The organism is Synechococcus sp. MU1643 (genome assembly GCF_020514095.1).
In the GTDB taxonomy this organism is placed as follows: Bacteria; Cyanobacteriota; Cyanobacteriia; order PCC-6307; family Cyanobiaceae; genus Parasynechococcus.
Genome location: NZ_VTKY01000006.1, coordinates 82809 through 103586 on the forward strand (window position 1 = coordinate 82809; position 20778 = coordinate 103586).

Below are 20778 nucleotides of genomic sequence, written 5' to 3' on the forward strand. Positions count from 1 at the left end.
GGACGGATGAATTCGCGCGATTCTCCCCCATCCCCCGCCAAGATCACCGCTCGTTTGCTGACAACGACCGGTGCCCAGCGCTGCGTCACCCCCGATCAACGGCGATCTGCCGAGGCAATTCGCGTCCCGCGATGCCTTAAACACCCTGTTGGCGCAAGAGTTCCCGGAAGCGGAAGGGGAGCTCAGCCCGATCCGCGGTGGGCGTGAGCCAGCCGAAAACAAGCTGCGGCGCATCGACGCCAGGCGTTACGCCAAGAGCCGCAACCACCTCAAGGGCGCGGTCACCGGACTGTCGCCCTACATCCGCCACGGCGTTCTAACGCTTGCTGAGGTACGTGATTCAGTGTTTGCACGGATCCGCAACCGCGATGAGGGCGGAAAGCTGATCAATGAACTCGGCTGGCGCGACTTCTGGCAACGGATGTGGCTCGATTTGGGCGACGGCATCAACGACGATCAGGAACCGTTCAAGACAGGCCATGACGCCCGGGCCTATGCCCAGGAGCTACCGGCCGATGTGCGCGCAGGGACCACGGGGCTGGCCTGCATGGATGGCTTCCGCGATCAACTGGTGACCACCGGCTGGCTGCACAACCATGCCCGGATGTGGATGGCCGCCTGGCTCGTGCACTGGCGCCGAGTGCATTGGAAGGTCGGTGCCGACTGGTTTCTGGAGCACCTGCTGGATGGCGATCCGGCCAGCAACCACCTGAGCTGGCAGTGGGTGGCCAGCACCTTCAGCCACAAGCCCTATTTCTTCAACCGCGGCAACCTCGAGCGCTACAGCGATGGGAGGTACTGCGACGGCTGCCCCAATGCCAACTCCTGCCCCTTCGAGGGCAGCTACGACCAACTGGAGAACCAGCTGTTCGCTCCGATGCCAGCCATCCGAGACAACGGCAACGACCGAAACCAGCAACGCAACCGTCAACGCCGGAACAGCGGGGGTGCCAGTGCCGCCCTGGCCCGTCCCAAGCGATAAGCAGGAGATCCTCCATGACGTTTCAACGCCCCATCCTCTGGATTCACGAGGAGGCTCTTGGTGCTAACAACCCAGCACTGCAGGCCTGGCCTGATGCCCCAGCGGTGTTCGTGTTCGACACCCGCTGGATCCAAAACGCACGAATCAGCCGCAAACGGCTTGGTTTCCTCTACGAAAACGCCCTCGACCTTCCCCTCACCTTGCGCAAGGGGGATGTGGCTGCTGAGGTGCTGGCCTTTGCCCGTCGCCATCAGGCCGATGGTGTGATCAGCAGCAGCATGGTGGATCCACGCCTGGAGCGGATCGGCGAAGCCATCGATGCAGAGCTGCCGCTTGAACTGCTGGATCCCGAACCGTTCGTGGAGCTTCCGCGGCCACCCCGGCTGGGGCGATTCAGCCGCTATTGGCGCGAAGCCGAAGCTGTGGCGTGGGAGGGCTACTCACCAGCCCGTTGATCCCTCAGCAGCTGCCGGGCCCGCTTCAATTCCTCCACGGGATTGGTGAGCAGGTCTTCCTCTTCGAGAGAGGGAAGCTGCACAGGCACCACCTGATTGTCGTTCCGGGGCGGCTCAGTCCATTGCCAGCGGTCGTCAGGAGCGCGGTCCTGGCACAGAGCTTTGAGCTCCTTTTTCAACAGGCCACGCACATCACGCCGGGCCACGGCATCGAAAAATTCCTGACGGGCCGCCAGACCGGAACTGAACGGTGTGGATCCATTGCCGTTGAACAGGCGTGCTGGATCCGGCAACCAGCGGGGACGACACACCCCCTGGAAGCTGGTGTCTGTCTCCAGGTAGATGTGCAACCCGTAGCCATCGGGCTGGTTGACCACGGCCACCCCGTCATGGGGCGAGTAGCGCTGCAGGGGGAACAACCGCCAGCTGGGCGGCTCCTTCGGCGCAGCGCAAGCCCCGAGCAGCAAGCCAACTCCCCAAAGCAGACGCAGGCGCCGCATCCATCACCAGCGGAGGTGGCCATCCTGAAGCAGATTCGCCGCATCTGCCTGAGCCTTATGGCCCTGACACCATCAACGATGCTGGCGCTCGGCACGGGCCTGCCCAGTTTTGATTTGCCCCAGGTCACGGGCGGGCAGCTGAACAGCAATTCTCTGGACCACCGACCCGTGCTGCTGATGGTGCTTTGCGCCCATTGCCCGTTTGTGAAGCACGTGGAACCCGAACTCAAGCGACTGGACAACGATTTCAACGATGCGGTTCAGCTGGTGGGCGTGAGCAGCAACAGCCTGATCACCCACCCCCAGGACGGACCGAAGCAACTAGCGGAGCAGGCCAGGCGGCAGGGCTGGGGCTTCCCCTACCTGCTGGATGAGCAACAAACCTTGGCCCGAGCCCTCAGGGCCGCTTGCACGCCGGAGTTCTACCTGTTCTCAGCCGATGGTGAAGGTCTGCAGAGCCTGCGCTACCGCGGCCAGTTGGACGGCAGCCGGCCCGGCAACAATCAGCCCCTCAACGGCCGCGACCTGCGGGCCGCCCTCGATGCCGTGCTGACGGGATCACAGGTGAACCCAGTGCAGACCGCCTCGGTGGGCTGCAATGTGAAGTGGAACCCTGAATACGAACCGGAGTGGTTCGGCTGAGCCACTTAAGCTTTGCTTTATGCAGGTACCTCCCTTCAGCCTCAGCCAGCAGATCGATGATCTCGGTGTAGACCTCGAAGAGGCGGTGCTCGAGGTGGTGCGCAGTGGCCAGTACATCGGTGGACCGCAAATCCAACGCTTCGAGAGGGCCTTCGCCACGAGCGTTGGCTGCGAGCACGCTGTGGGCTGCAACAGCGGCACCGATGCGTTGATCCTTGCCCTGCGTGGCCTGGGAATCGGGGCAGGGGATGAGGTGATCACTGCCTCCTTCAGTTTTTTCGCCACCGCTGAGGCCATCAGCGCCGTCGGCGCCACGCCTGTGTTCGTGGATGTCGACCCAAGCACTTACCTGATCGATTTCGATCAGATCGAAGCCGCGATCACCCCCGCCACCAAGGCTCTGATGCCGGTGCACCTGTTCGGGCGTGCAGTCAACATGACCCGAGTGATGGCCATTGCCGAGCATAATCAGCTCAAGGTGATCGAAGACTGCGCCCAAGCGACGGGAGCCCGTTGGCAAGGGCAGGCGGTGGGAAGCTTCGGTAATGCGGGCTGCTTCAGCTTCTTCCCCACCAAGAACCTCGGCGCCGCAGGAGACGGTGGTGCCATCACCACCAGCGATGCCCAACTGGCCCAGATCATGCGTGAGCTGGCCGTTCACGGCATGCCCGAGCGCTACCTCCACACCAGCCTTGGCTACAACAGCCGCCTGGATGCGATCCAGGCCGCAGTGCTGAACGTGAAGCTGCCAAAGCTGGAGGCATGGATCAGCAAACGAGGCGCCATCGCTGAGCGTTATCTGGATGCCCTCGGGGATCTCGATGGCATCACCTTGCCGACGGCCGAGGACGGCCACAGCTGGAACCAATTTGTGGTTCGCATCGGCAGTTGCCCCAATGACCAGCTGCTCTGCCACGCAAGCTGCATTCCCTCCAGCACCAGTGCACGCCACGGGATCCCTGAAAGCTGCTGCCGCGACTGGTTCAAGCAGACCCTGCAGGAGCGTGGGGTGAACACGATCATTTACTACCCGATTCCGATTCACCGCCAGCCGGCCTATGCCCATCTGGGCTTGAAACAGGGTTCATTACCTGTGACGGAACAGCTCTGCGGCCAGGTGCTGAGCCTGCCGATCTTCCCTGAGTTAAGTGAAGAGCAGCAACAGTCTGTGATCGACACGGTGCGCCATTTGCTGACATCCAATGTGCCCGCCCAATTTCGTCGTGGCGACGAAGGCGATCAAGACCGGATGGTGGCGTAAAGCGCCTTAAAACGTGCCTGCTGCTTCTTGTGATCAACCAGCGGTTCGGGATAGTCGCGCCGTTCCAGCGCACCGATCTCACCGCTGAGCAGATCCTTGGTGTTCACATGACGCAACTCCGGCACCCACCGGCGGATGTAGTCGCCAGCTGAATCGAATTTGGAGGCTTGGGTGGCGGGGTTGAAGATGCGCAGAGGCTTGGGGTCCATGCCGCTGCTGGCACTCCACTGCCAACCCCCGTTGTTAGCAGCCAGGTCGCCATCCACCTCCAGTTCCATGAAGGCGCGCTCGCCCCAGCGCCAGTCGCAGATCAGGTCTTTGACCAGATAGGAGGCCACGATCATGCGGCAGCGGTTGTGCATCCAGCCGGTCTGATTGAGCTGCCGCATCGCTGCATCGATGATCGGAATACCGGTCTGACCGTCCTTCCAGAAGTCGAACCAGTCCTCGTTGTTCTCCCAGGGAAATCGCCGCCACTGCTCGCGATAGGGGCCGTCGGCCAACTCAGGGAAATGAAACAGCGCCTGCTGGTAGAACTCACGCCAGCCAAGCTCCTGCTCCCACACAGCGATGGCATGGAGCTGCTCCTCACTGCGGGCCTGGTCGCGAGAGTCCTGGGCGGCACACCAGGCCTGGCGAGGGCTGAGCGTACCGACGCTCAAGGCAGCACTCAGATACGAGGTGCCGGCGGTGCCAGGGAAATTGCGGTCGGGTTCGTAGCCAAGCAGCGGACCATCACAGAAGCTGGTGAGTTGCGCCAGGGCCGCCGCTTCTCCGGGGCGACAGGGGCAGATCTCGGTGCCTTGGAACCCATGGCTGTCCCGCAGGGCGGGCAGGGGATCACCAGACGGCACCAGATCCGGCGGCAGATCCAGCAAGCCTGAGGGCGCGGCAACGGCGGCTGGCTTCTGAGCCAGCACCTGGCCGCGCCAGTTGCGCAGGAACGGGCCATACACGCGGTAGGGATCGCCAGCGCCGGTCTTGATCAGTTCCGGAGCGATGAGCAGCTGATCCCAATCCACCACCACCTTGCGGCTCTCAGCCTGCAGGGTTTTGGCCACCTGGCGGTCCCGCTCACGGGCATAGGGCTCCACATCGCGGTTCCACACCACAGCCTCAGCACCGATCTGCTGCGCCAGCTGCGGCAACACCGCCACTGGGTCGCCCTCCAGCACCACCAGGCGACTGCCGGCCTCACGCCAGCGCTGCTGCAATTCCACCAGGCTCTTAATCAGAAACCACAGGCGGGACGGCGCCATCGGCGGCAAATGCTCCGGCGGGTTGATCAGCTGGGGGTCGAGCACATAAACGCCCGTCACCGCAGGACTGATCTGCGCAGCAGCCACCAATCCGAGGTTGTCCGCCAAGCGCAGATCGCGGCGGTGCCAGAACAGAACGCGAGAGCTGGTCATCAGAGGTCGAGAAGCTGTTTGGCACGGAACCAGGCGGTGACGCTTTTGCCATCCAGCCATTCATCGCCCGATGCCAGGGCTGAATCCAGCTGCGCTGGGCTCATCAGCACCACCTCAAGGTCTTCATCGTCATCGCCGGCTGGCGGGTTCTCCAGTGGGGTGAGCTGCCGAGCCAGGAAGCAGTGGATCACCTCATCGGAATAGCCCGGGCATGGAAGCATCGGCCCCAACACATCCCACTTCGCTGCGCTGTAACCGGCCTCTTCCCCCAGCTCGCGCTGCATCGATTCCAGAGGATCTTCCCCCTCCTCCAGGGTGCCCGCGGGAAACTCCAGCAGACGGGCCTGCACCGCGAAGCGATACTGCCGCAGCAGCACCACCTGGCCATCGTCGGTGATCGGCACCGCCAGGGAGGCGCCGGGGTGGCGGATCATCCCGAAGGTGGCCTCCACCCCCATCGGCAATTTGATCCGGTTGCGCTCGAAACGGAGCTTGCGAGCATCCACCACCTCAACGGTGTCAAGCAGCTCGAACGGTTCCGGTGACGGCAGGGGTGCCATGGGTCACGGGCATTGCTGTGGCCCAGCATGGCGGGTGAGCCCAGCCCCCCGTGCCGCCTGCCTTGAAACGATCAGGTCCACCACCGCTGGCCCGCTTGCGGCAGATCCAGCTGCTCAAAGCCTTAGCCCGAGAAGCGGGATGGCGACACCTCGCCTGGCTAAGCGGGCTGAGCAGCCTCAGCAGCCTGCTCGACATCGCCGGTCTGGGTCTGGCGGTGACGCTGCTGCTGGGCAGCGGCTCACGAGGGCTGATTCAGGGCCTGCCCGTGGCCGGGAGTCTGGGGATCCTTGTGGGCCTGATCCTGCTGCGCGGTCTGATCCAGGCCCAGGTGGCCATTCAGCGGGAGCGGTTGCGCTCGGGCTTCACCGATCGGCTCCGGCAGCAGCTGCTGCACCAGGTGTTCGAGGCCTCCTCGGCTCAGCTGGACCGGCTGGGGCGCGGCGAACTGCTCGCCCTGCTGATGGCCGACATCAACCGCACGGCACTGAGCTTGGACCAGGCGGTGCGGATGGGGCAGTCGCTGCTGGCCATGGGCATCTACCTCGCCAGCGTGGTGCTAGTCGGCCGGGCCACGGCCTGGCCGCTGTTGCTCGCCTTGCTGGCTACCACGGCAGCTGCCCTGCTGCAGCGCTCCGGCAGCTGGAGCCTGGGCCGCATCCAGAGTCGACTGAATGCAGCCCTGCAGCGCACCGTCGGGGATGGGCTGCATGGTCTCAAGGCCTTGCGCGCCGCAACAGCGAAGGGCTGGCTGCTACAGCGATTCGCCAGGGAAACGGCGGAAGGGCGCTGGTTGCTGCGGGAACGGGTGCGCCGCCGGGCCAGCTACAACGCCTGGCGCGACACCCTGGTGGTGGCCGTCGCCGGTCTGTGGATGCTGCTTCAAGAGGAGGCCCTGACCGCCGAAACGCTCACCACCACCCTGGTGTTGGCTTACCGCGCCAGTGCTTCCCTGAGCACGGTGGTACAGGCCCGCCGCCTCTGTCTGGGCAGCCTGCCAGGCTATGAGGCGCTGTGCCGGCGGCGCGACCAGCTGGTCCCGCGCCAGGGCGAAGCCAGCGACCGCACGATTGCTAAAGCCAGCTTGATCAGCCTCTCAACGGCGCGCTGGAGCCAGCTGCACTGGAGCAGCAGCGCTAACGCCTCCACCGGCCTGAGGTCGCTTGACCTGAGCGCCAATGGGTTGGTGGCGATCACCGGCCCCTCCGGCAGCGGCAAAACCACCCTGATCGATCGCATCTGTGGACTGCTCAACGAGGAAGACAGTCACTGGCAGCTGAACTGCGCTGACGACACCTGGCGACTGAGCGGACTGGCCGGGGCGCGGCAGATGCATCAGCTGATCGCCTATGCCCCCCAGAACGCGGTGCTGTTTGAAGCGAGCCTGCGCGACAACCTGCTGCTGGGGGCGAATCTCCATCGAGACGACATCGAAACCTGGCTGCAACGGCTGGGACTGGCCCACCTGCTTCTGCGCCAGGGCGGGCTGGATGCACCGCTCGCCCTGGCGCAGGATCCCTTCTCCGGCGGAGAGATTCATCGGCTGGGGCTGCTGCGGGCCTGGTTGCGCAACAAGCCACTCGAGGTGCTCGATGAACCGACGGCTTTCCTGGACGCCAAGGCCGCTGAGCAGGTTCGTTCGGTGATTCGCGAACGCGCCCAGCAACGGCTGATGCTGATTAGCAGTCACGACCCGGAGCTCCTGGCCCAGGCCGATCAGGTGATCACGGTGGAGCCGAACCCTGCATCGCTTCCAACAACGGCGCGAGCACAAACGTCCTGAGATGCAAGCGGGGGTGGGGCAGCACCAGCCTCGGGTGATCCAGCCTTAGCTCCCCCCAGAACAGCAGATCCAGATCGAGGCTGCGGGGCCCCCAGCGCTGTTCCCGCGATCGGTCGCGGCCGAATTGCTGTTCCAACCCCTGAAGCACATCCAGCAGCTGCAAGGCGGCGGCCTCGCTCGGCGGGGCCTTCAGCCCCTCCACCAGCACCACGGCATTGAGGTAATCAGGCTGATCCACCGGACCGACGGGCGTGGTCTCCACGAGCTGCGACCAGCAGAAGCGGAGCTGTTGAGCAGACCAACGCGTGAACAGCCCCTCCAACAAAGGCCGCACCGCTAGCAACGTCTCCCGCGGCGATCCCGCCGCACTGGGCTGGTTCGCCCCCAGCGCCACCGCAACAAAAGGGTCATCGATGGGGGGCATCAGCGAGACTGGCGCGCACGAACGGGCTGAACGCGTCCATGGTGGCAAGCGGTGTAGCGATCAAGGACGACCAGGCAACCCGCGCCTTTCCCCTGGCTGCCATTACCGGCCATGGGACCCTCAAGCTCGCCCTCTTACTGGCGGCAGTCGACCCTGGCCTGGGGGGAGTGGTGATCGCGGGTGGGCGCGGCACCGGCAAATCAGTCTTGGCACGGGGCTTACATGCCCTGCTCCCTCCGATCGACATTGTTGACGCTGAAGGGGGTGTGGGACGAAATCTTGATCCACAAATTCCAGAGGAATGGGACGACGCCACCCGGGAACGGATCAGCGGCAAAGCTCCATCAACGGTGATCCCCGCCCCCTTCGTTCAGATCCCCCTCGGCATCACTGAAGACCGCCTGGTGGGCGCCGTAGATGTCGCCGCCTCCCTGTCCAGTGGCAGTGCTGTGTTTCAGCCCGGCCTGCTGGCGGATGCCCACCGCGGTGTTCTCTACGTCGACGAACTCAACCTTCTGGATGACGGCATCGTCAACTTGATGCTGGCGGCCGTGGGCAGCGGCGAAAACCACGTGGAGCGAGAAGGTCTCAGCCTGAGCCACCCCTGCCGGCCGCTGCTGATCGCCACCTACAACCCAGAGGAGGGAAACATCCGCGATCACCTGCTGGATCGCTTTGCCATCGCACTCTCGGCCAATCAGCTGGTGAGCACTGAGCAGCGGGTGGAAATCACCAATGCGGTAATCAGCCATGGCCAATGCAGCCGCAGCTTTGCGGAGAAGTGGGGCGAGGAAACCGATGCCCTGGCCACCCAACTTCTGCTGGCTCGCCAGTGGCTGCCAGATGTGCAGATCAGCGGCGAACAGATCGGATACCTCGTCACCGAAGCCATCCGCGGTGGTGTAGAGGGCCATCGTTCCGAGCTCTACGCGGTGAGGGTGGCCAAGGCCCATGCCGCCCTCAGCGGCAGGGATCAAGTGGAAGCCGAAGACTTGCAAGTGGCCGTGGCTTTGGTGATTGCACCCCGGGCCTCCCAGATGCCGCCACCAGACCAACAGATGGAACCACCGCCACCGCAGGACCAGGAGCCGCCACCGCCGCCCCAGGACCAAGGCGACCAGCAACAGGACAACCAACCCCCACCACCGGAGGGATCCGACGAGGAGGAGAACGACCCTCCGGAAGACAACGGCGAGGACGACAACACCGATGATGACGAGGGTGACAGCGAAGAAGACCAGTCCCCACCGGCGGTGCCCGAGGAGTTCATGCTCGATCCCGAAGCGATCGAGGTTGACCCCGATCTGCTGCTGTTCAATGCTGCCAAAGCCAAAAGTGGCAATAGCGGCAGCCGTTCGGTGGTGCTCAGCGACAGCCGTGGTCGCTACGTGAAACCGATGATGCCCCGCGGGCCGGTCCGCCGGATCGCCGTGGACGCCACCCTGCGGGCAGCGGCGCCTTACCAAAAGATCCGCCGCGAACGAAAACCAGGCCGTTCTGTGATCGTGGAAGAAGGCGATTTGCGGGCCAAGTTGCTGCAACGCAAGGCCGGTGCCTTGGTGGTGTTCCTGGTGGATGCCAGTGGATCGATGGCCCTGAACCGAATGCAAAGTGCCAAAGGTGCCGTGATCCGGCTGCTCACCGAGGCCTATGAAAACCGCGACGAGGTGGCCCTGATCCCTTTCCGGGGCGATCAAGCCGAAGTGCTGCTCCCCCCCACCCGCTCGATCACGGCAGCACGTCGACGCCTGGAATCAATGCCCTGCGGCGGCGGTTCACCTCTGGCCCATGGCCTCACCCAGGCAGCTCGCGTTGGCGCCAATGCTCTGGCCACTGGAGATCTTGGCCAGGTGGTGGTGGTGGCCATCACCGACGGACGCGGGAACGTGCCGCTCAGCACCTCCCTGGGCCAACCCGAGCTGGAGGGAGAGGAGAAACCCGACCTCAAGCAAGAGGTGCTGGACGTTGCCGCCCGCTACCGGATGCTCGGCATCAAGCTGCTGGTGATCGACACCGAGCGCAAGTTCATCGGTAGCGGCATGGGCAAAGACCTCGCCGAAGCTGCAGGCGGCAAATACGTTCAGCTGCCCAAGGCAAGCGATCAGGCGATTGCAGCGGTTGCGATGGACGCCATCAGCAACATCTAATCAGCACGATATCGGGTCGAAATCACATCAATATTGATCCGGCATCGTGCCTATTGAGCGATTTGCGCCGGATAGATTTCGCTAAACAATTCACCCAAGCCGATGGTGAGATTGCGCACGCCCTTCATAAACTCAGGATCACTTGTAAGTTGCGCCACATCGCCACCCACAGCATCGATCTTGGCGGTGAGCCGGGCAGCATTGGCGGCCGTCTGCTTGATCTCACTCACCGTCTGGGGATTATCGAGAGAGGAGACGATGTTGTTCACGTGAGCCGTGGCCGCCTCCAGATTGCGAATCACGGGAGCTGCCTTGGACAGTTCGTCCTGCAACTGAAGCGTCAGCGCCTTGAATTCCTTCGTGGTGGCCTCAATCTGCTCGAGTGAGGCAGCCACATTGGGGATCACCCGTTCGTCCTGAACCTTTGCCAGCAGCTCGTGCATTGTTGCTGTCACGGTAAAGAGGCTCGGGGCCTCTCCTCCCACAACAGTTCCACCATTGCAGAGCTGACGCGTTGGCTGACAATCGGTCCCGCGGGGGAGAGGTGCGTTATTGGGAAGGGGAGTAGCACCACTCACCAGTGCCACCTGGGCGTCACCACCCAGCAGCGAGCCCGCCCCCACCGTGGCCGTCACGGGGAGAGGCAGGCGCAGATCACCTTTGTCGATCTCAAGCTCTGCCACCACAGCCACAGGCGTGACCTCAATCGAGCGCACCGAACCAACCAGGATGCCCCGATAGGTGACAGGAGAACGCTCTGCCAGGCCCGCCGCATCGTTGAAACGGGCGGTCAGGGACCAGCGGCTGGACCCCAAACGAACCCCCAGAAGCCAAAGGGCCGTTGAAGCAAATCCGATGACGCCGCCAATCACCGTGAATCCGACGATGGCATCACGAACGCTGCGTCGCATGGTGGTTAGTGCTCCGCCGGTTGCATCGGTCCGCGCAGGCTACCCGTCCTGAACTGGACGACATAGGGGTTGTCTGTAGTGCGGAACGCATCCACCGAGCCTTCCCACTGGAACTGGCCGTCGTAGAGCATCACCACCCGTTCCGCGGAGCGTTCAATCGTGCTGCGCACGTGACTCACCACCACCGAACATCCCTGCGCCACAGTGGTGGTCTTCACAATCAAGTCCTCGATCCGCGTGCAAGCCACGGGGTCGAGCCCAGCTGTGGGCTCGTCATACAACAGCAAGGGCATCGACTGATCCCCCCGCTGAGGATCATCAATCAGCGCACGGGCGAAGCTCACCCGCTTCTGCATGCCACCACTCAATTCACCGGCATAGAGGTGAGCCACGTCGTAGAGCCCCACCGCCGCCAGGCAGCTGTGAACACGATTGCGAATCTCTTGCCGCGACAACTGCGCCCGTTCCCGCAACAGGAAGCCGACATTCTCCTCAACGGTAAGCGATGCCAACAGAGCAGGGTTCTGAAAGACCATCCGCACGTCCGGTGGATCGGTCTGGTCTAGCCGAAGGTATGTCTGGGGTTTGTTGAACAAGCGCAGCTCACCGCTTGTGGGCAACTGCAAACCAGCCAGCAGACGCAACACCGTTGACTTGCCAGCCCCTGATGGACCCACCACGGCCAAGCGCTCCCCGGCACGCAGGGTCAGGTTGACCCGATCCAAGACAGGCCGAGGACCCCACTGCATTATGAGGTCCCGCATCTCCACGACGGGTTCAAGCTGCGGCACGGTCTGGGCCGAAAAACACAAACATCCTGCCGCCTTTCCGCAAGCTCCGTACAGTTCGGTGAACTTGCTCACCAAGCCGTTCTTTGGCGCGAAAGCCCCCGACAAGCAGACGCCAAGCCCGGATCATGCGCGATAAACGGCGACGGGATCTGATGACCCGATCCCAAAGGGCCGTGCGCTGGTTACAACCTGGCCTGGTTGTCAAACGCTGGCTGCTGACTTCCGGCTTGGGCCTGCTGATGGCGCTGCTGGGGGCAGCCGTCTGGGCCGACCTGAAACCGATTTACTGGATTCTGGAAACCCTCAGCTGGCTGCTGAGCACCCTCACCACCGTGCTGCCCCGCGAGATCACCGGCCCCCTGGTGGTGCTCATCGGCAGTGGCCTTTTGCTATGGGGGCAAAGCCGCAGCTTCGGCTCTATTCAACAGGCTCTCGCCCCCGACAAGGACACCGTTCTGGTGGATGCTCTGAGAGCCAAAAGCCGCTTGAACCGGGGGCCCAACATCGTGGCCATCGGCGGCGGAACAGGCTTATCGACCCTGCTGAGCGGCCTCAAGAGATACAGCAGTCACATCACCGCCATTGTGACCGTCGCTGATGACGGCGGCAGCAGCGGAGTGCTCCGGCGTGAACTGGGAGTGCTGCCCCCAGGTGACATCCGCAACTGCCTGGCCGCCCTGTCCACCGAAGAGCCACTGCTCACCCGCCTATTCCAATACCGCTTTTCGGCTGGTAGCGGCCTGGAGGGTCACAGCTTCGGCAATTTGTTTCTTTCAGCCCTCTCAGCGATCACAGGCAATCTGGAAACAGCCATCACCGCGTCAAGTCGTGTGCTGGCGGTGCAGGGCCAGGTCGTACCAGCCACCAATGTGGATGTACGGCTCTGGGCGGAGCTGGAGAACGGCCAACGCATCGAAGGCGAGAGCAACATCGGCCACGCCCCAAGCCCCATTGTTCGTCTGGGCTGCATTCCCGAACGTCCACCTGCATTGCCCCGAGCCCTTGAAGCGATCGCCAATGCAGACCTGATCGTTCTCGGGCCGGGCAGCCTTTACACATCCCTGCTCCCCAATCTGCTGGTTCCGGAATTGGTGAGCGCCATCAAACGCAGCAAGGCACCCAGGCTTTACATCTGCAACTTGATGACGCAGCCCGGCGAAACGGATGGACTGGATGTGCGTGGCCATATCAGAGCCATCGAAGCTCAGCTCGCCAGCCTCGGCATTGAGCCCAGGCTGTTCAATGCCCTCCTAGCCCAAGACGACCTGCCCGAGTCTGATCTGGTGCGGTACTACCAAAGCCGCGGTGCCGATCCCGTGCGTTGCGATGCAGATGGACTCCGCTCAGACGGCTACGACGTCACTCAAGCACCTCTTCAGGGGGTTAGGCCAACAGCAACACTGCGCCACGACTCCCGCAGCCTTGCACTTGCAGTAATGCGGTTTTACCGCAGCCACCGGGCACAGAACGCTTCTTGAAGGAATCAATAGGCGTCCTGCATTTCGTAGAAATCAGGCTGAACGTAGTCCTTTCGTAGGGGCCAGCCTTTCCAATCTTCAGGCATCAGCAACCGTTTGGGATGCGGGTGCCCCTCGAATTGAATGCCGTACATGTCAAAGGTTTCACGCTCCTGCCAATCGGCACCACGGAACAGGCCATAGATCGAGGGCAGTGAGGGGGTTCCCTCACGGCTGAGGAAGACTTTGATCCTCACTTCCCGCAACTTGACTGAAGGATCGGCCGCCATGGCCTGAACCTGTTCAGCCATCGCCAACAGGTGATAGAAGCAAACCAGTTGCTTACCAGGACCTTCGTCGTAGCCCCCCTGACACTGCAAATAGTCGAAACCGTTGCTCTTAAGAGCCGCAGCAATCATCGGAAGCACGGCAGCTTCAACGCCGATCTGCTCAACACCGAGATGGTCAGGCTCCAGATTGTTGTGATCAAAGCCTTGCTTGTTCAGCCATTGGCTCACCGGACCAGGGTTGGGAGCAATAACTGCACCCGCTTCATGAGAGGCGGTAGATTTTTTGGAAGGGGTTTCGCTCATAGCTCGACAGATTCAGCAGCAGGGGTGAGCACAGCTGCATCGGTGGCCAGGGTCTGACCAGACGGAGCTGCAGCCAGGGCGGCTTTTTGGGATTCAGCCCGGAGGTAGGCGCCAGTCACGACGGGCTCCACACGCTTCATCTGATGGGAGACCGTCATGTAGCGATGGGTCTGCTGATGCTTGCGCCGCTCCACCAGCGACTCATCCCCAACTTTCTTACGCAGCTTGATCACGGCGTCAAAAATGGCTTCGGGGCGGGGCGGACAGCCTGGAAGATAGAGATCTACCGGAATTAGCTTGTCGACGCCGCGCACAGCGGTGGTGGAGTCAGCACTGAACATGCCCCCGGTGATAGTGCAGGCGCCCATGGCGATCACGTACTTCGGCTCGGGCATCTGCTCATAAAGCCGCACCAGGGCTGGGGCCATTTTCATGGTCACCGTTCCGGCCACGATCAGAAGGTCGGCCTGGCGCGGTGAACTTCGAGGAACGAGACCAAAACGGTCGAAATCGAAGCGAGAACCCAAAAGCGCTGCAAATTCAATGAAGCAGCAGGCTGTTCCATAAAGGAGGGGCCAAAGACTGCTCAGACGGGCCCAGTTGTGCAGGTCATCCAAGCTGGTGAGGATGACGTTCTCGCTGAGGTCGTTGGTGACCTTCGGGGCACCAATCGGACCACAGCTGGCTTCGCGCAGATCGCGAACAGCAGAAATGGAGGGGGATGTGTTTTCAGACATGACTAGCTCCACTCAAGGGCGCCTTTGCGCCAGGCGTAGGCCAAGGCCACCAGGAGGATGGCGATGAAAATCAAGGCTTCGATGAAGGCCAACAATCCAAGACGATTGAACGCCACAGCCCAGGGATAAAGAAACACGGTCTCGACGTCGAAAATGACGAAGACCAGAGCGAACATGTAATAGCGAATATTGAATTGAATCCAGGCGCCGCCAATGGGTTCCATGCCGGATTCGTAGGTGAGCTGGCGCTCACCGGCACGGCTTTTCGGTGCTACCAACTTGTTGGTAACCAGAGCCAACACAGGCACTGCTGCTGCTATCAGCAGAAACCCCAGGAAGGCGTCGTAGCCGGGCAGGGCAAACATGAAGGTCCCCGTAGACCAGGCCAGTCTGGCATTCACTGCCGGGAGTTGTCGCCGATAGAGTCATCTGGCCCAGCAACACAGCGGTGAGCGACGAACAACAGTCCTCCCAGCCGGTCGAAGCGACCGAAGCGGTGGAGCCAGAGGTTGAAACCGCCCCGGAGAGCGACACACGGACCCACCGTTTCGAATGCCGCAGCTGTGGCTACGTCTACGACCCTGAGGAAGGCGTCAAAAAGGTTGGTATCGAAGCCAACACGGCTTTCGAAGATCTCGACCCGATGTCTTTTCGTTGTCCGGTCTGCAGGAGCAGAGTGGCCGCTTTCCGCGACATCGGCCCACGCGCCAAAGCCAGCGGCTTCGACGAAAATCTGAATTTCGGCCTCGGTGTCAACCGAATGACCCCAGGACAGAAGAATGTTCTGATCTTTGGCGGCCTTGCCCTCGGCTTCGCCTTCTTCTTATCCCTTTATTCCCTGCGCTGAGGCCAACCCATGAAACGTCTGTTGAACTCTGCGACCCAGCTGATACTGGTTTTTGCGTTGGGGGTCAGCCTCAGCGGCTGCGTTACGACCCACGTTCCCACGGCCACCACCAGCCCCTGGCAGGCCATAGATCTCGACACCCAGGCCAACCCACTGGATGTGGCCTTCACCGACAGCCGCCACGGCTATCTGGTGGGCAGCAATCGGATGATCCGGGAAACCAATGACGGTGGCGCCCACTGGAGCGAGCGCAGTCTTGACCTGCCCGACGAAGAGAACTTTCGTCTGATCAGCATCGACTTCAATGGCGATGAAGGCTGGATCGCAGGGCAGCCAGGGCTACTGATGCACAGCGACGACGGCGGCCAGAACTGGACTCGCCTATTCCTCGACACCAAATTGCCCGGTGAGCCTTACCTGATCACTGCCCTTAGCAGCCATTCAGCAGAACTTGCCACCAACGTGGGGGCGGTCTACGAGACCCATAACGACGGCAGCAGCTGGGAAGCCAAGGTGACCGATGCCGCAGGTGCCGTACGCGACTTGCGACGTAGCAACGATGGCAGCTACGTGAGCGTGAGTGGCCTCGGCAACTTCTATGCCACATGGGAACCGGGCGATTCCGTCTGGCAGGTGCACCAGCGCGTGAGCAGCCAGCGGCTGCAAAGCATCGGCTTCCAGCCCGACGGCAATCTCTGGATGGTTGCTCGCGGTGCTCAGATACGCCTCAACGATGAACCTGGAAATTTCGACAGCTGGAGCAAAGCCATCATTCCCATCACTAACGGCTATGGCTACATGGATCTGGCCTGGGACGACGACGGAGCCATTTGGGCCGGCGGCGGCAATGGCACTCTTCTGGTGAGCAAAGACGGCGGCGAAAGCTGGGAAAACGACCCTGTCGGGGACCGTCAACCCAGCAACTTCACCCGTATGGTCTTCGACGGAGAGCATGCCTTTGTGCTGGGTGAGCGGGGCAACCTGCTCCGTTGGGCTGGCAACGCTGTGTAACTGAGGTACCCCTTCGCCCTCAGCTCACCAAACCCACCTCCTAAGATCGCAGTTCTGACACGCCCAACGCTATGGCCGCCGGCTCAACAGGGGAACGACCGTTCTTCGAAATCATCACGAGCATCCGTTACTGGGTGATCCACGCCGTGACACTGCCTTCCATCTTTTTGGCAGGCTTCCTGTTCGTGTCCACTGGCCTCGCCTACGACGCTTTCGGCACCCCTCGCCCCGATGCTTATTTCCAAGCATCTGAGAGCAAGGCTCCTGTGGTGAGCCAGCGCTACGAGGGCAAATCTGAACTCGACATCCGCCTGAAATAAGTCATGACACAAGCACCACCCGTCGCCACCACGCCACGCAACTACCCAATCTTCACGGTGCGTTGGCTGGCGTTGCACACCCTCGGTATCCCGACAGTGTTCTTCCTTGGCGCCCTCGGCGCGATGCAGTTCATCCGCCGCTGATCTGACCCATGGAACGCAATCCCAACCCCAACAACCTTCCGGTTGAGCTCAACCGCACGAGCCTGTACCTAGGCCTTCTGTTTGTCTTCGTGACCGGAGTGCTCATGTCCAGCTACTTCTTCAACTGAGGATTATTCGATGAGCGGAAAAAAATCCCCATACCCCGACGGTCGAATTCCCGATCGCAATCCTGATGGCACACCGGCTGTTCCCTGGAGAAGTCGCTGGACTGAAGGGGTTCTTCCCCTCTGGCTTGTTGCTACTGCAGGAGGAATGGCCGTTCTATTCGTTGTAGGCCTGTTCTTCTATGGTTCTTACACCGGTGTCGGTTCAGCCTGATTGATTCTTCCCAAAGAGATGAACCGGCCCTTGTGGTCGGTTTTTTTGTGCCTGATTCAATCTGCCCAGACCTGAGCACAAACGTTGTGGTTCATACCTCGAAATAGTCGCGGTACCAGAGGGCGAACGCATCCACTCCTGTCTCAATGGAGGTGGATGGCTTGAAGCCCACCCATTGCTCCAAAGCAGTGGTGTCCGCAGCAGTCGCCACCACATCACCAGGCTGCATCGGCTGAAAATCCTTGATTGCCTCTCGGCCAAGGGCCTTTTCCATCACTTCGATGAAGCGCAAAAGCTCAGTTGGTTGGCTGTTGCCAATGTTGAATACTCGATGCGGTGCTGCTGCCGTGGCCGGGTCAGGCTGAAGTGGATCAAACGCCGGATTAGCAGTTGCTGGCTTATTACAGCAACGCAGCACCCCTTCAACGATGTCATCGATGTAGGTGAAATCCCGCTGCATTTTGCCGTGGTTAAACACCTTGATCGGTTCACCCGCAAGGATGGCTCGTGCGAAGAGCATCGGGGCCATGTCGGGTCGACCCCAGGGGCCATACACCGTAAAAAACCGCAGACCAGTCGCCGGCAAACCATAGAGATGGCTGTAGGTGTGTGCCATTAGCTCATTGGCTTTCTTGCTGGCGGCATAAAGGCTCACCGGGTGGTTGACCGGCTGCTGCTCATGGAAGGGCAAATTTCGATTCCCGCCATACACCGAACTGCTCGAGGCATAGACCAGGTTTTCGGTGCCGTAGTGACGGCACCCTTCCAGCAAATGGCCAAAGCCCACCAGGTTGCTTTGGATGTAGGCCGCCGGATTCTCCAGGGAGTAACGAACACCGGCCTGAGCGGCGAGGTTCACCACCACCTCCGGCTTCTCAGCAGCGAACAACGCCATCAGGGCATCACCGTCCTCCAGAGCCATGTCTGCGAAGCGCCAGGCATCTTCAGAGGCGATCGCTTCGATCTGCCGCAACCTTGCCTGCTTCAGGCTGGGGTCGTAGTAATCATTCAGGCTATCGAGGCCTATAACACGTTCTCCGCGCTGCAGCAGTCGTGTTGAGAGGGCTGCACCGATGAAGCCCGCCGCACCGGTAATCAGAACAGTTCGCGACATCAACCCTCTCCGTCTCCGACACGCCACAGAGTCAGACCCGCCGCTCTGACCTGTTCGGGATCGGTCACAGCCCTCGAATCAAAGAGCCATGCTGGCTTGCGCATCAGTGCGGCCAGAGCCATCCAATTAAGAACCCTGTAGTGCTGCCATTCGGTGAGCACCAGCACGGCGTCGGCCCCGGTTACAGCGTCCTCAACGCTACCGGCCTCAGACCAACTGCCGGTTCCACTGAGAGCATCCGGCTGGGGTGCTGCCTCCTGTTGGAGGTCGCGGGCGATTTGTTGAGCCGTCACCTTGGGATCGTGAATGGCCAGCTGAGCACCTTCCTCGAGTAGATCACGGCAGATGCGAATTGCCGGAGATTCGCGGGTGTCGTTGGTGTCGGCTTTAAAGGCAAAGCCAAGGATGGCGAGCCGCTTTCCCGTGACGGTGCCGAACAGCTTCTGCACCACCAACCGGGCAATTCGGTGCTGTTGCCAGGTGTTCAAAGCCACAACACTTTCCCAATAATCCGCCACCTCCGGCAGTCCGAAATGCCGGCAGAGATACACCAGGTTGAGGATGTCCTTCTGGAAACAGCTGCCACCGAAGCCGGGCCCTGCGTTGAGGAACTTCGGACCAATCCGACTGTCTGTGCCAATGGCCCGAGCCACCTCGCGAACATCCGCCCCACTGGCTTCACAAAACGCCGCGATGGAGTTGATCGAGCTGATCCGTTGCGCCAAAAAGGCATTGGCCGTGAGCTTGGAAAGCTCACTGCTCCAAAGATTGGTGCGCAGGATCTGTTGCTGGGGCACCCAATTGGCATAGATCTCTGCCAGGGCATCAACAGCTGCCGGATCATCACCACCGATCAACACCCGATCGGGAGTCTCCAGATCACGGATGGCCGTTCCTTCCGCCAGAAACTCAGGATTGGAGAGCACCGAGAACGTGCGCTGATCGTCTCCCTCACTGGCGGCTTCCAGGATGGTTTGAATCGCAGCAGCCGTACGCACGGGCAAGGTGCTCTTCTCTACAACAATCGTGTGGCCCGAGGCGGCCTTCGCCACGGTGCGGGCACAAGCTTCCACCCAACGGAGATCGCTGGCCTGACCAGCCCCCAAGCCTTTGGTCTTGGTGGGGGTGTTCACTGAGATGAACACCATCTCGGCAGCGGCGATCGAGGCCTCCACATCGGTGGAGAAATGAAGGTTGCGTCCCCGTGCGCGCTCCACAACGGAGTCGAGACCTGGTTCATAAACCGGCAACTTGCCGAGGTCGGCATCATTCCAAGCATCAATACGGGCCTGGTTGATATCCACCACCTGCACTTGAACCTGCGGACAGCGATCGGCAATCACCGCCATGGTCGGGCCGCCCACATACCCAGCACCGATGCAGCAGATCCGTTGAATGGTCACGTTCCGCGGCCTTCGCCAAGTTCCAGGACATTACGGAACGAGTCGATGGTGGGCGACAGACCCTGCTCCAGTGACACAGTTGGTAGCCAATTCAGCTGCTGGCGGGCGAGATCGATCGCCGGCTGCCGCTGCTGAGGGTCATCCTTTGGGAGAAGTTTTTCCACCAATGGCAAAGCCGGGTTGACCTGCTTCCGCACCAAATCGGCCAACTGTCGAATCGTGAATTCATCGGGGTTACCGAGGTTGATCGGGCCCATGTGAGAGCCGTTCATCAAGCGAATCAAGCCTTCAACAAGATCACTGACGTAGCAGAAAGAACGGGTCTGGCTGCCATTGCCATAGAGCGTCAGTGGTTCGCCGCGCAGCGCTTGCACAATGAAGTTGCTCACAACCCGGCCGTCGTCCGGCAGCATGCGTGGTCCATAGGTGTTGAAGATGCGCGCCACCCGCACCTCAACGCCATTCATGCGCTGGTAGTCGAAACAGAGCGTCTCTGCGATGCGCTTCCCCTCGTCGTAGCAACTGCGCACACCAATCGGATTAACGGAGCCCCAGTAACTCTCAGGCTGAGGGTGCACCTCAGGATCCCCGTAAACCTCGCTGGTGCTGGCGAGCAGCAACCGTGCCCCCACCCTCCGGGCCAGTCCCAGCATGTTGTAAGTGCCTAGGAAGCTGGTTTTGGCCGTCTTGACCGGATTGAACTGATAGTGAATCGGTGAGGCAGGGCAAGCAAGATGCCAGATTCGGTCAACCTCAATCTTGATCGGTTCCGTGACGTCGTGGCGGACGAGTTCGAAACGGGGATGGCCGATCCAACGCGCAATGTTGGCCTTGCGTCCTGTGAAGTAATTGTCCAGGCAGATCACTTCATCGCCAGCCTCCATGAGGCGATCAATCAGGTGGGAGCCAAGGAAGCCGGCACCGCCAGTGACGAGGTTGATCTGCAT

25 protein-coding genes are annotated in these 20778 nt (G+C 61.4%); 13 read left to right on the forward strand and 12 right to left on the reverse strand.

Features of this window, described 5'->3' with window-relative positions:
- The first annotated feature begins 70 nt into the window (after positions 1-70).
- Complete coding sequence (locus FZX09_RS09880; protein WP_226402383.1) at positions 71-982, forward strand: FAD-binding domain-containing protein; 912 nt, start codon at positions 71-73, stop codon at positions 980-982.
- 14 nt (positions 983-996) lie between these two features.
- The gene (locus FZX09_RS09885) at positions 997-1437 is read left to right on the forward strand and encodes a hypothetical protein (RefSeq protein WP_226402385.1); all 441 of its coding nucleotides are present in this window, start codon (positions 997-999) and stop codon (positions 1435-1437) included.
- On the opposite strand, the gene FZX09_RS09890 is transcribed toward FZX09_RS09885, so the two are convergent.
- Positions 1419-1937, reverse strand: a complete 519-nt coding sequence (locus FZX09_RS09890) for a hypothetical protein (protein WP_226402387.1) — start codon at positions 1935-1937, stop codon at positions 1419-1421. The genes FZX09_RS09885 and FZX09_RS09890 overlap by 19 nt on opposite strands.
- Positions 1938-1994: 57 nt before the next feature.
- On the opposite strand from FZX09_RS09890, the gene FZX09_RS09895 reads away from it, so the two are divergent.
- A complete protein-coding gene (locus FZX09_RS09895; RefSeq protein WP_226402451.1) occupies positions 1995-2579 on the forward strand; it encodes a thioredoxin family protein in 585 nt (194 codons plus the stop codon).
- 19 nt (positions 2580-2598) lie between these two features.
- On the forward strand, positions 2599-3840 hold the full coding sequence (locus FZX09_RS09900; protein WP_226402389.1) for a DegT/DnrJ/EryC1/StrS aminotransferase family protein: 1242 nt from the start codon (positions 2599-2601) through the stop codon (positions 3838-3840).
- Here FZX09_RS09900 and FZX09_RS09905 read toward each other — a convergent pair.
- Entirely contained in the window at positions 3819-5252 is a 1434-nt protein-coding gene (locus FZX09_RS09905; RefSeq protein ID WP_226402391.1) for a deoxyribodipyrimidine photo-lyase, read from the reverse strand. The two genes, FZX09_RS09900 and FZX09_RS09905, sit on opposite strands and share 22 nt — an antisense overlap.
- Entirely contained in the window at positions 5252-5812 is a 561-nt protein-coding gene (locus FZX09_RS09910; protein WP_226402393.1) for an NUDIX hydrolase, read from the reverse strand. Before FZX09_RS09910 ends, FZX09_RS09905 begins: the two co-directional genes overlap by 1 nt.
- 62 nt (positions 5813-5874) lie before the next feature.
- On the opposite strand from FZX09_RS09910, the gene FZX09_RS09915 reads away from it, so the two are divergent.
- A complete protein-coding gene (locus FZX09_RS09915; RefSeq protein WP_226402395.1) occupies positions 5875-7593 on the forward strand; it encodes an ATP-binding cassette domain-containing protein in 1719 nt (572 codons plus the stop codon).
- Here the strand turns inward: FZX09_RS09915 and folK are convergent.
- Positions 7535-8017, reverse strand: a complete 483-nt coding sequence (gene folK, locus FZX09_RS09920) for a 2-amino-4-hydroxy-6-hydroxymethyldihydropteridine diphosphokinase (protein WP_226402397.1) — start codon at positions 8015-8017, stop codon at positions 7535-7537. The genes FZX09_RS09915 and folK overlap by 59 nt on opposite strands.
- A 38-nt stretch (positions 8018-8055) precedes the next feature.
- Between folK and FZX09_RS09925 the strand changes: the two genes are divergently transcribed.
- Positions 8056-10164 carry a putative cobaltochelatase gene (locus FZX09_RS09925; RefSeq protein WP_226402399.1) on the forward strand — a complete coding sequence of 703 codons (2109 nt, stop codon included), beginning with the start codon at positions 8056-8058 and terminating at the stop codon, positions 10162-10164.
- 50 nt (positions 10165-10214) lie between these two features.
- Here FZX09_RS09925 and FZX09_RS09930 read toward each other — a convergent pair whose 3' ends face one another.
- Together FZX09_RS09930 and FZX09_RS09935 are read right to left on the reverse strand one after the other, a co-directional pair.
- A complete protein-coding gene (locus tag FZX09_RS09930; protein WP_226402401.1) occupies positions 10215-11075 on the reverse strand; it encodes an MlaD family protein in 861 nt (286 codons plus the stop codon).
- Positions 11076-11080: 5 nt separating this feature from the next.
- A complete protein-coding gene (locus tag FZX09_RS09935) occupies positions 11081-11839 on the reverse strand; it encodes an ABC transporter ATP-binding protein (protein ID WP_226402403.1) in 759 nt (252 codons plus the stop codon).
- A 152-nt stretch (positions 11840-11991) separates the two neighbouring features.
- Here FZX09_RS09935 and yvcK point away from each other — a divergent pair, with 152 nt between their 5' ends.
- On the forward strand, positions 11992-13344 hold the full coding sequence (yvcK, locus tag FZX09_RS09940; protein WP_226402405.1) for a gluconeogenesis factor YvcK family protein: 1353 nt from the start codon (positions 11992-11994) through the stop codon (positions 13342-13344).
- Positions 13345-13349: 5 nt separating this feature from the next.
- Here yvcK and FZX09_RS09945 read toward each other — a convergent pair whose 3' ends face one another.
- From FZX09_RS09945 to FZX09_RS09955, 3 genes are read right to left on the reverse strand one after another with little or no spacing between them, the layout of a single operon-like run.
- Complete coding sequence (locus FZX09_RS09945; protein ID WP_226402407.1) at positions 13350-13916, reverse strand: NAD(P)H-quinone oxidoreductase subunit J; 567 nt, start codon at positions 13914-13916, stop codon at positions 13350-13352.
- A complete protein-coding gene (locus FZX09_RS09950) occupies positions 13913-14653 on the reverse strand; it encodes an NADH dehydrogenase subunit K (RefSeq protein WP_226402409.1) in 741 nt (246 codons plus the stop codon). The genes FZX09_RS09945 and FZX09_RS09950 overlap by 4 nt, the downstream gene beginning before the upstream one ends.
- 2 nt (positions 14654-14655) lie before the next feature.
- Complete coding sequence (locus tag FZX09_RS09955; protein WP_011363234.1) at positions 14656-15018, reverse strand: NAD(P)H-quinone oxidoreductase subunit 3; 363 nt, start codon at positions 15016-15018, stop codon at positions 14656-14658.
- An 83-nt stretch (positions 15019-15101) separates the two neighbouring features.
- On the opposite strand from FZX09_RS09955, the gene FZX09_RS09960 reads away from it, so the two are divergent.
- The 6 genes from FZX09_RS09960 to FZX09_RS09985 all read left to right on the forward strand — a co-directional run bounded on the left by FZX09_RS09960 (position 15102) and on the right by FZX09_RS09985 (position 17314).
- A complete protein-coding gene (locus FZX09_RS09960; protein ID WP_226402411.1) occupies positions 15102-15500 on the forward strand; it encodes a rubredoxin in 399 nt (132 codons plus the stop codon).
- Between the two features lie 9 nt (positions 15501-15509).
- Positions 15510-16511 (forward strand): photosynthesis system II assembly factor Ycf48, encoded by a 1002-nt coding sequence (locus tag FZX09_RS09965; RefSeq protein ID WP_226402413.1) that lies wholly within the window; start codon positions 15510-15512, stop codon positions 16509-16511.
- Positions 16512-16582: 71 nt separating this feature from the next.
- Complete coding sequence (gene psbE, locus FZX09_RS09970) at positions 16583-16831, forward strand: cytochrome b559 subunit alpha (RefSeq protein WP_006850675.1); 249 nt, start codon at positions 16583-16585, stop codon at positions 16829-16831.
- A 3-nt stretch (positions 16832-16834) separates the two neighbouring features.
- The gene (psbF, locus tag FZX09_RS09975; RefSeq protein ID WP_166015669.1) at positions 16835-16975 is read left to right on the forward strand and encodes a cytochrome b559 subunit beta; all 141 of its coding nucleotides are present in this window, start codon (positions 16835-16837) and stop codon (positions 16973-16975) included.
- Positions 16976-16983: 8 nt separating this feature from the next.
- Entirely contained in the window at positions 16984-17103 is a 120-nt protein-coding gene (locus FZX09_RS09980; RefSeq protein WP_006852026.1) for a photosystem II reaction center protein L, read from the forward strand.
- 10 nt (positions 17104-17113) lie between these two features.
- Positions 17114-17314: a photosystem II reaction center protein J gene (locus tag FZX09_RS09985; RefSeq protein WP_011363231.1), complete on the forward strand. Its 201-nt coding sequence runs from the start codon at positions 17114-17116 to the stop codon at positions 17312-17314.
- A 91-nt stretch (positions 17315-17405) separates the two neighbouring features.
- Here FZX09_RS09985 and FZX09_RS09990 read toward each other — a convergent pair whose 3' ends face one another.
- The 3 genes from FZX09_RS09990 to FZX09_RS10000 are packed head-to-tail and all read right to left on the reverse strand — an operon-like array spanning position 17406 to position 20778.
- On the reverse strand, positions 17406-18428 hold the full coding sequence (locus FZX09_RS09990) for an NAD-dependent epimerase (RefSeq protein WP_226402415.1): 1023 nt from the start codon (positions 18426-18428) through the stop codon (positions 17406-17408).
- A complete protein-coding gene (locus FZX09_RS09995) occupies positions 18428-19831 on the reverse strand; it encodes a nucleotide sugar dehydrogenase (protein WP_226402417.1) in 1404 nt (467 codons plus the stop codon). Before FZX09_RS09995 ends, FZX09_RS09990 begins: the two co-directional genes overlap by 1 nt.
- Positions 19828-20778 carry a UDP-glucuronic acid decarboxylase family protein gene (locus tag FZX09_RS10000; RefSeq protein WP_226402419.1) on the reverse strand — a complete coding sequence of 317 codons (951 nt, stop codon included), beginning with the start codon at positions 20776-20778 and terminating at the stop codon, positions 19828-19830. The genes FZX09_RS09995 and FZX09_RS10000 overlap by 4 nt, the downstream gene beginning before the upstream one ends.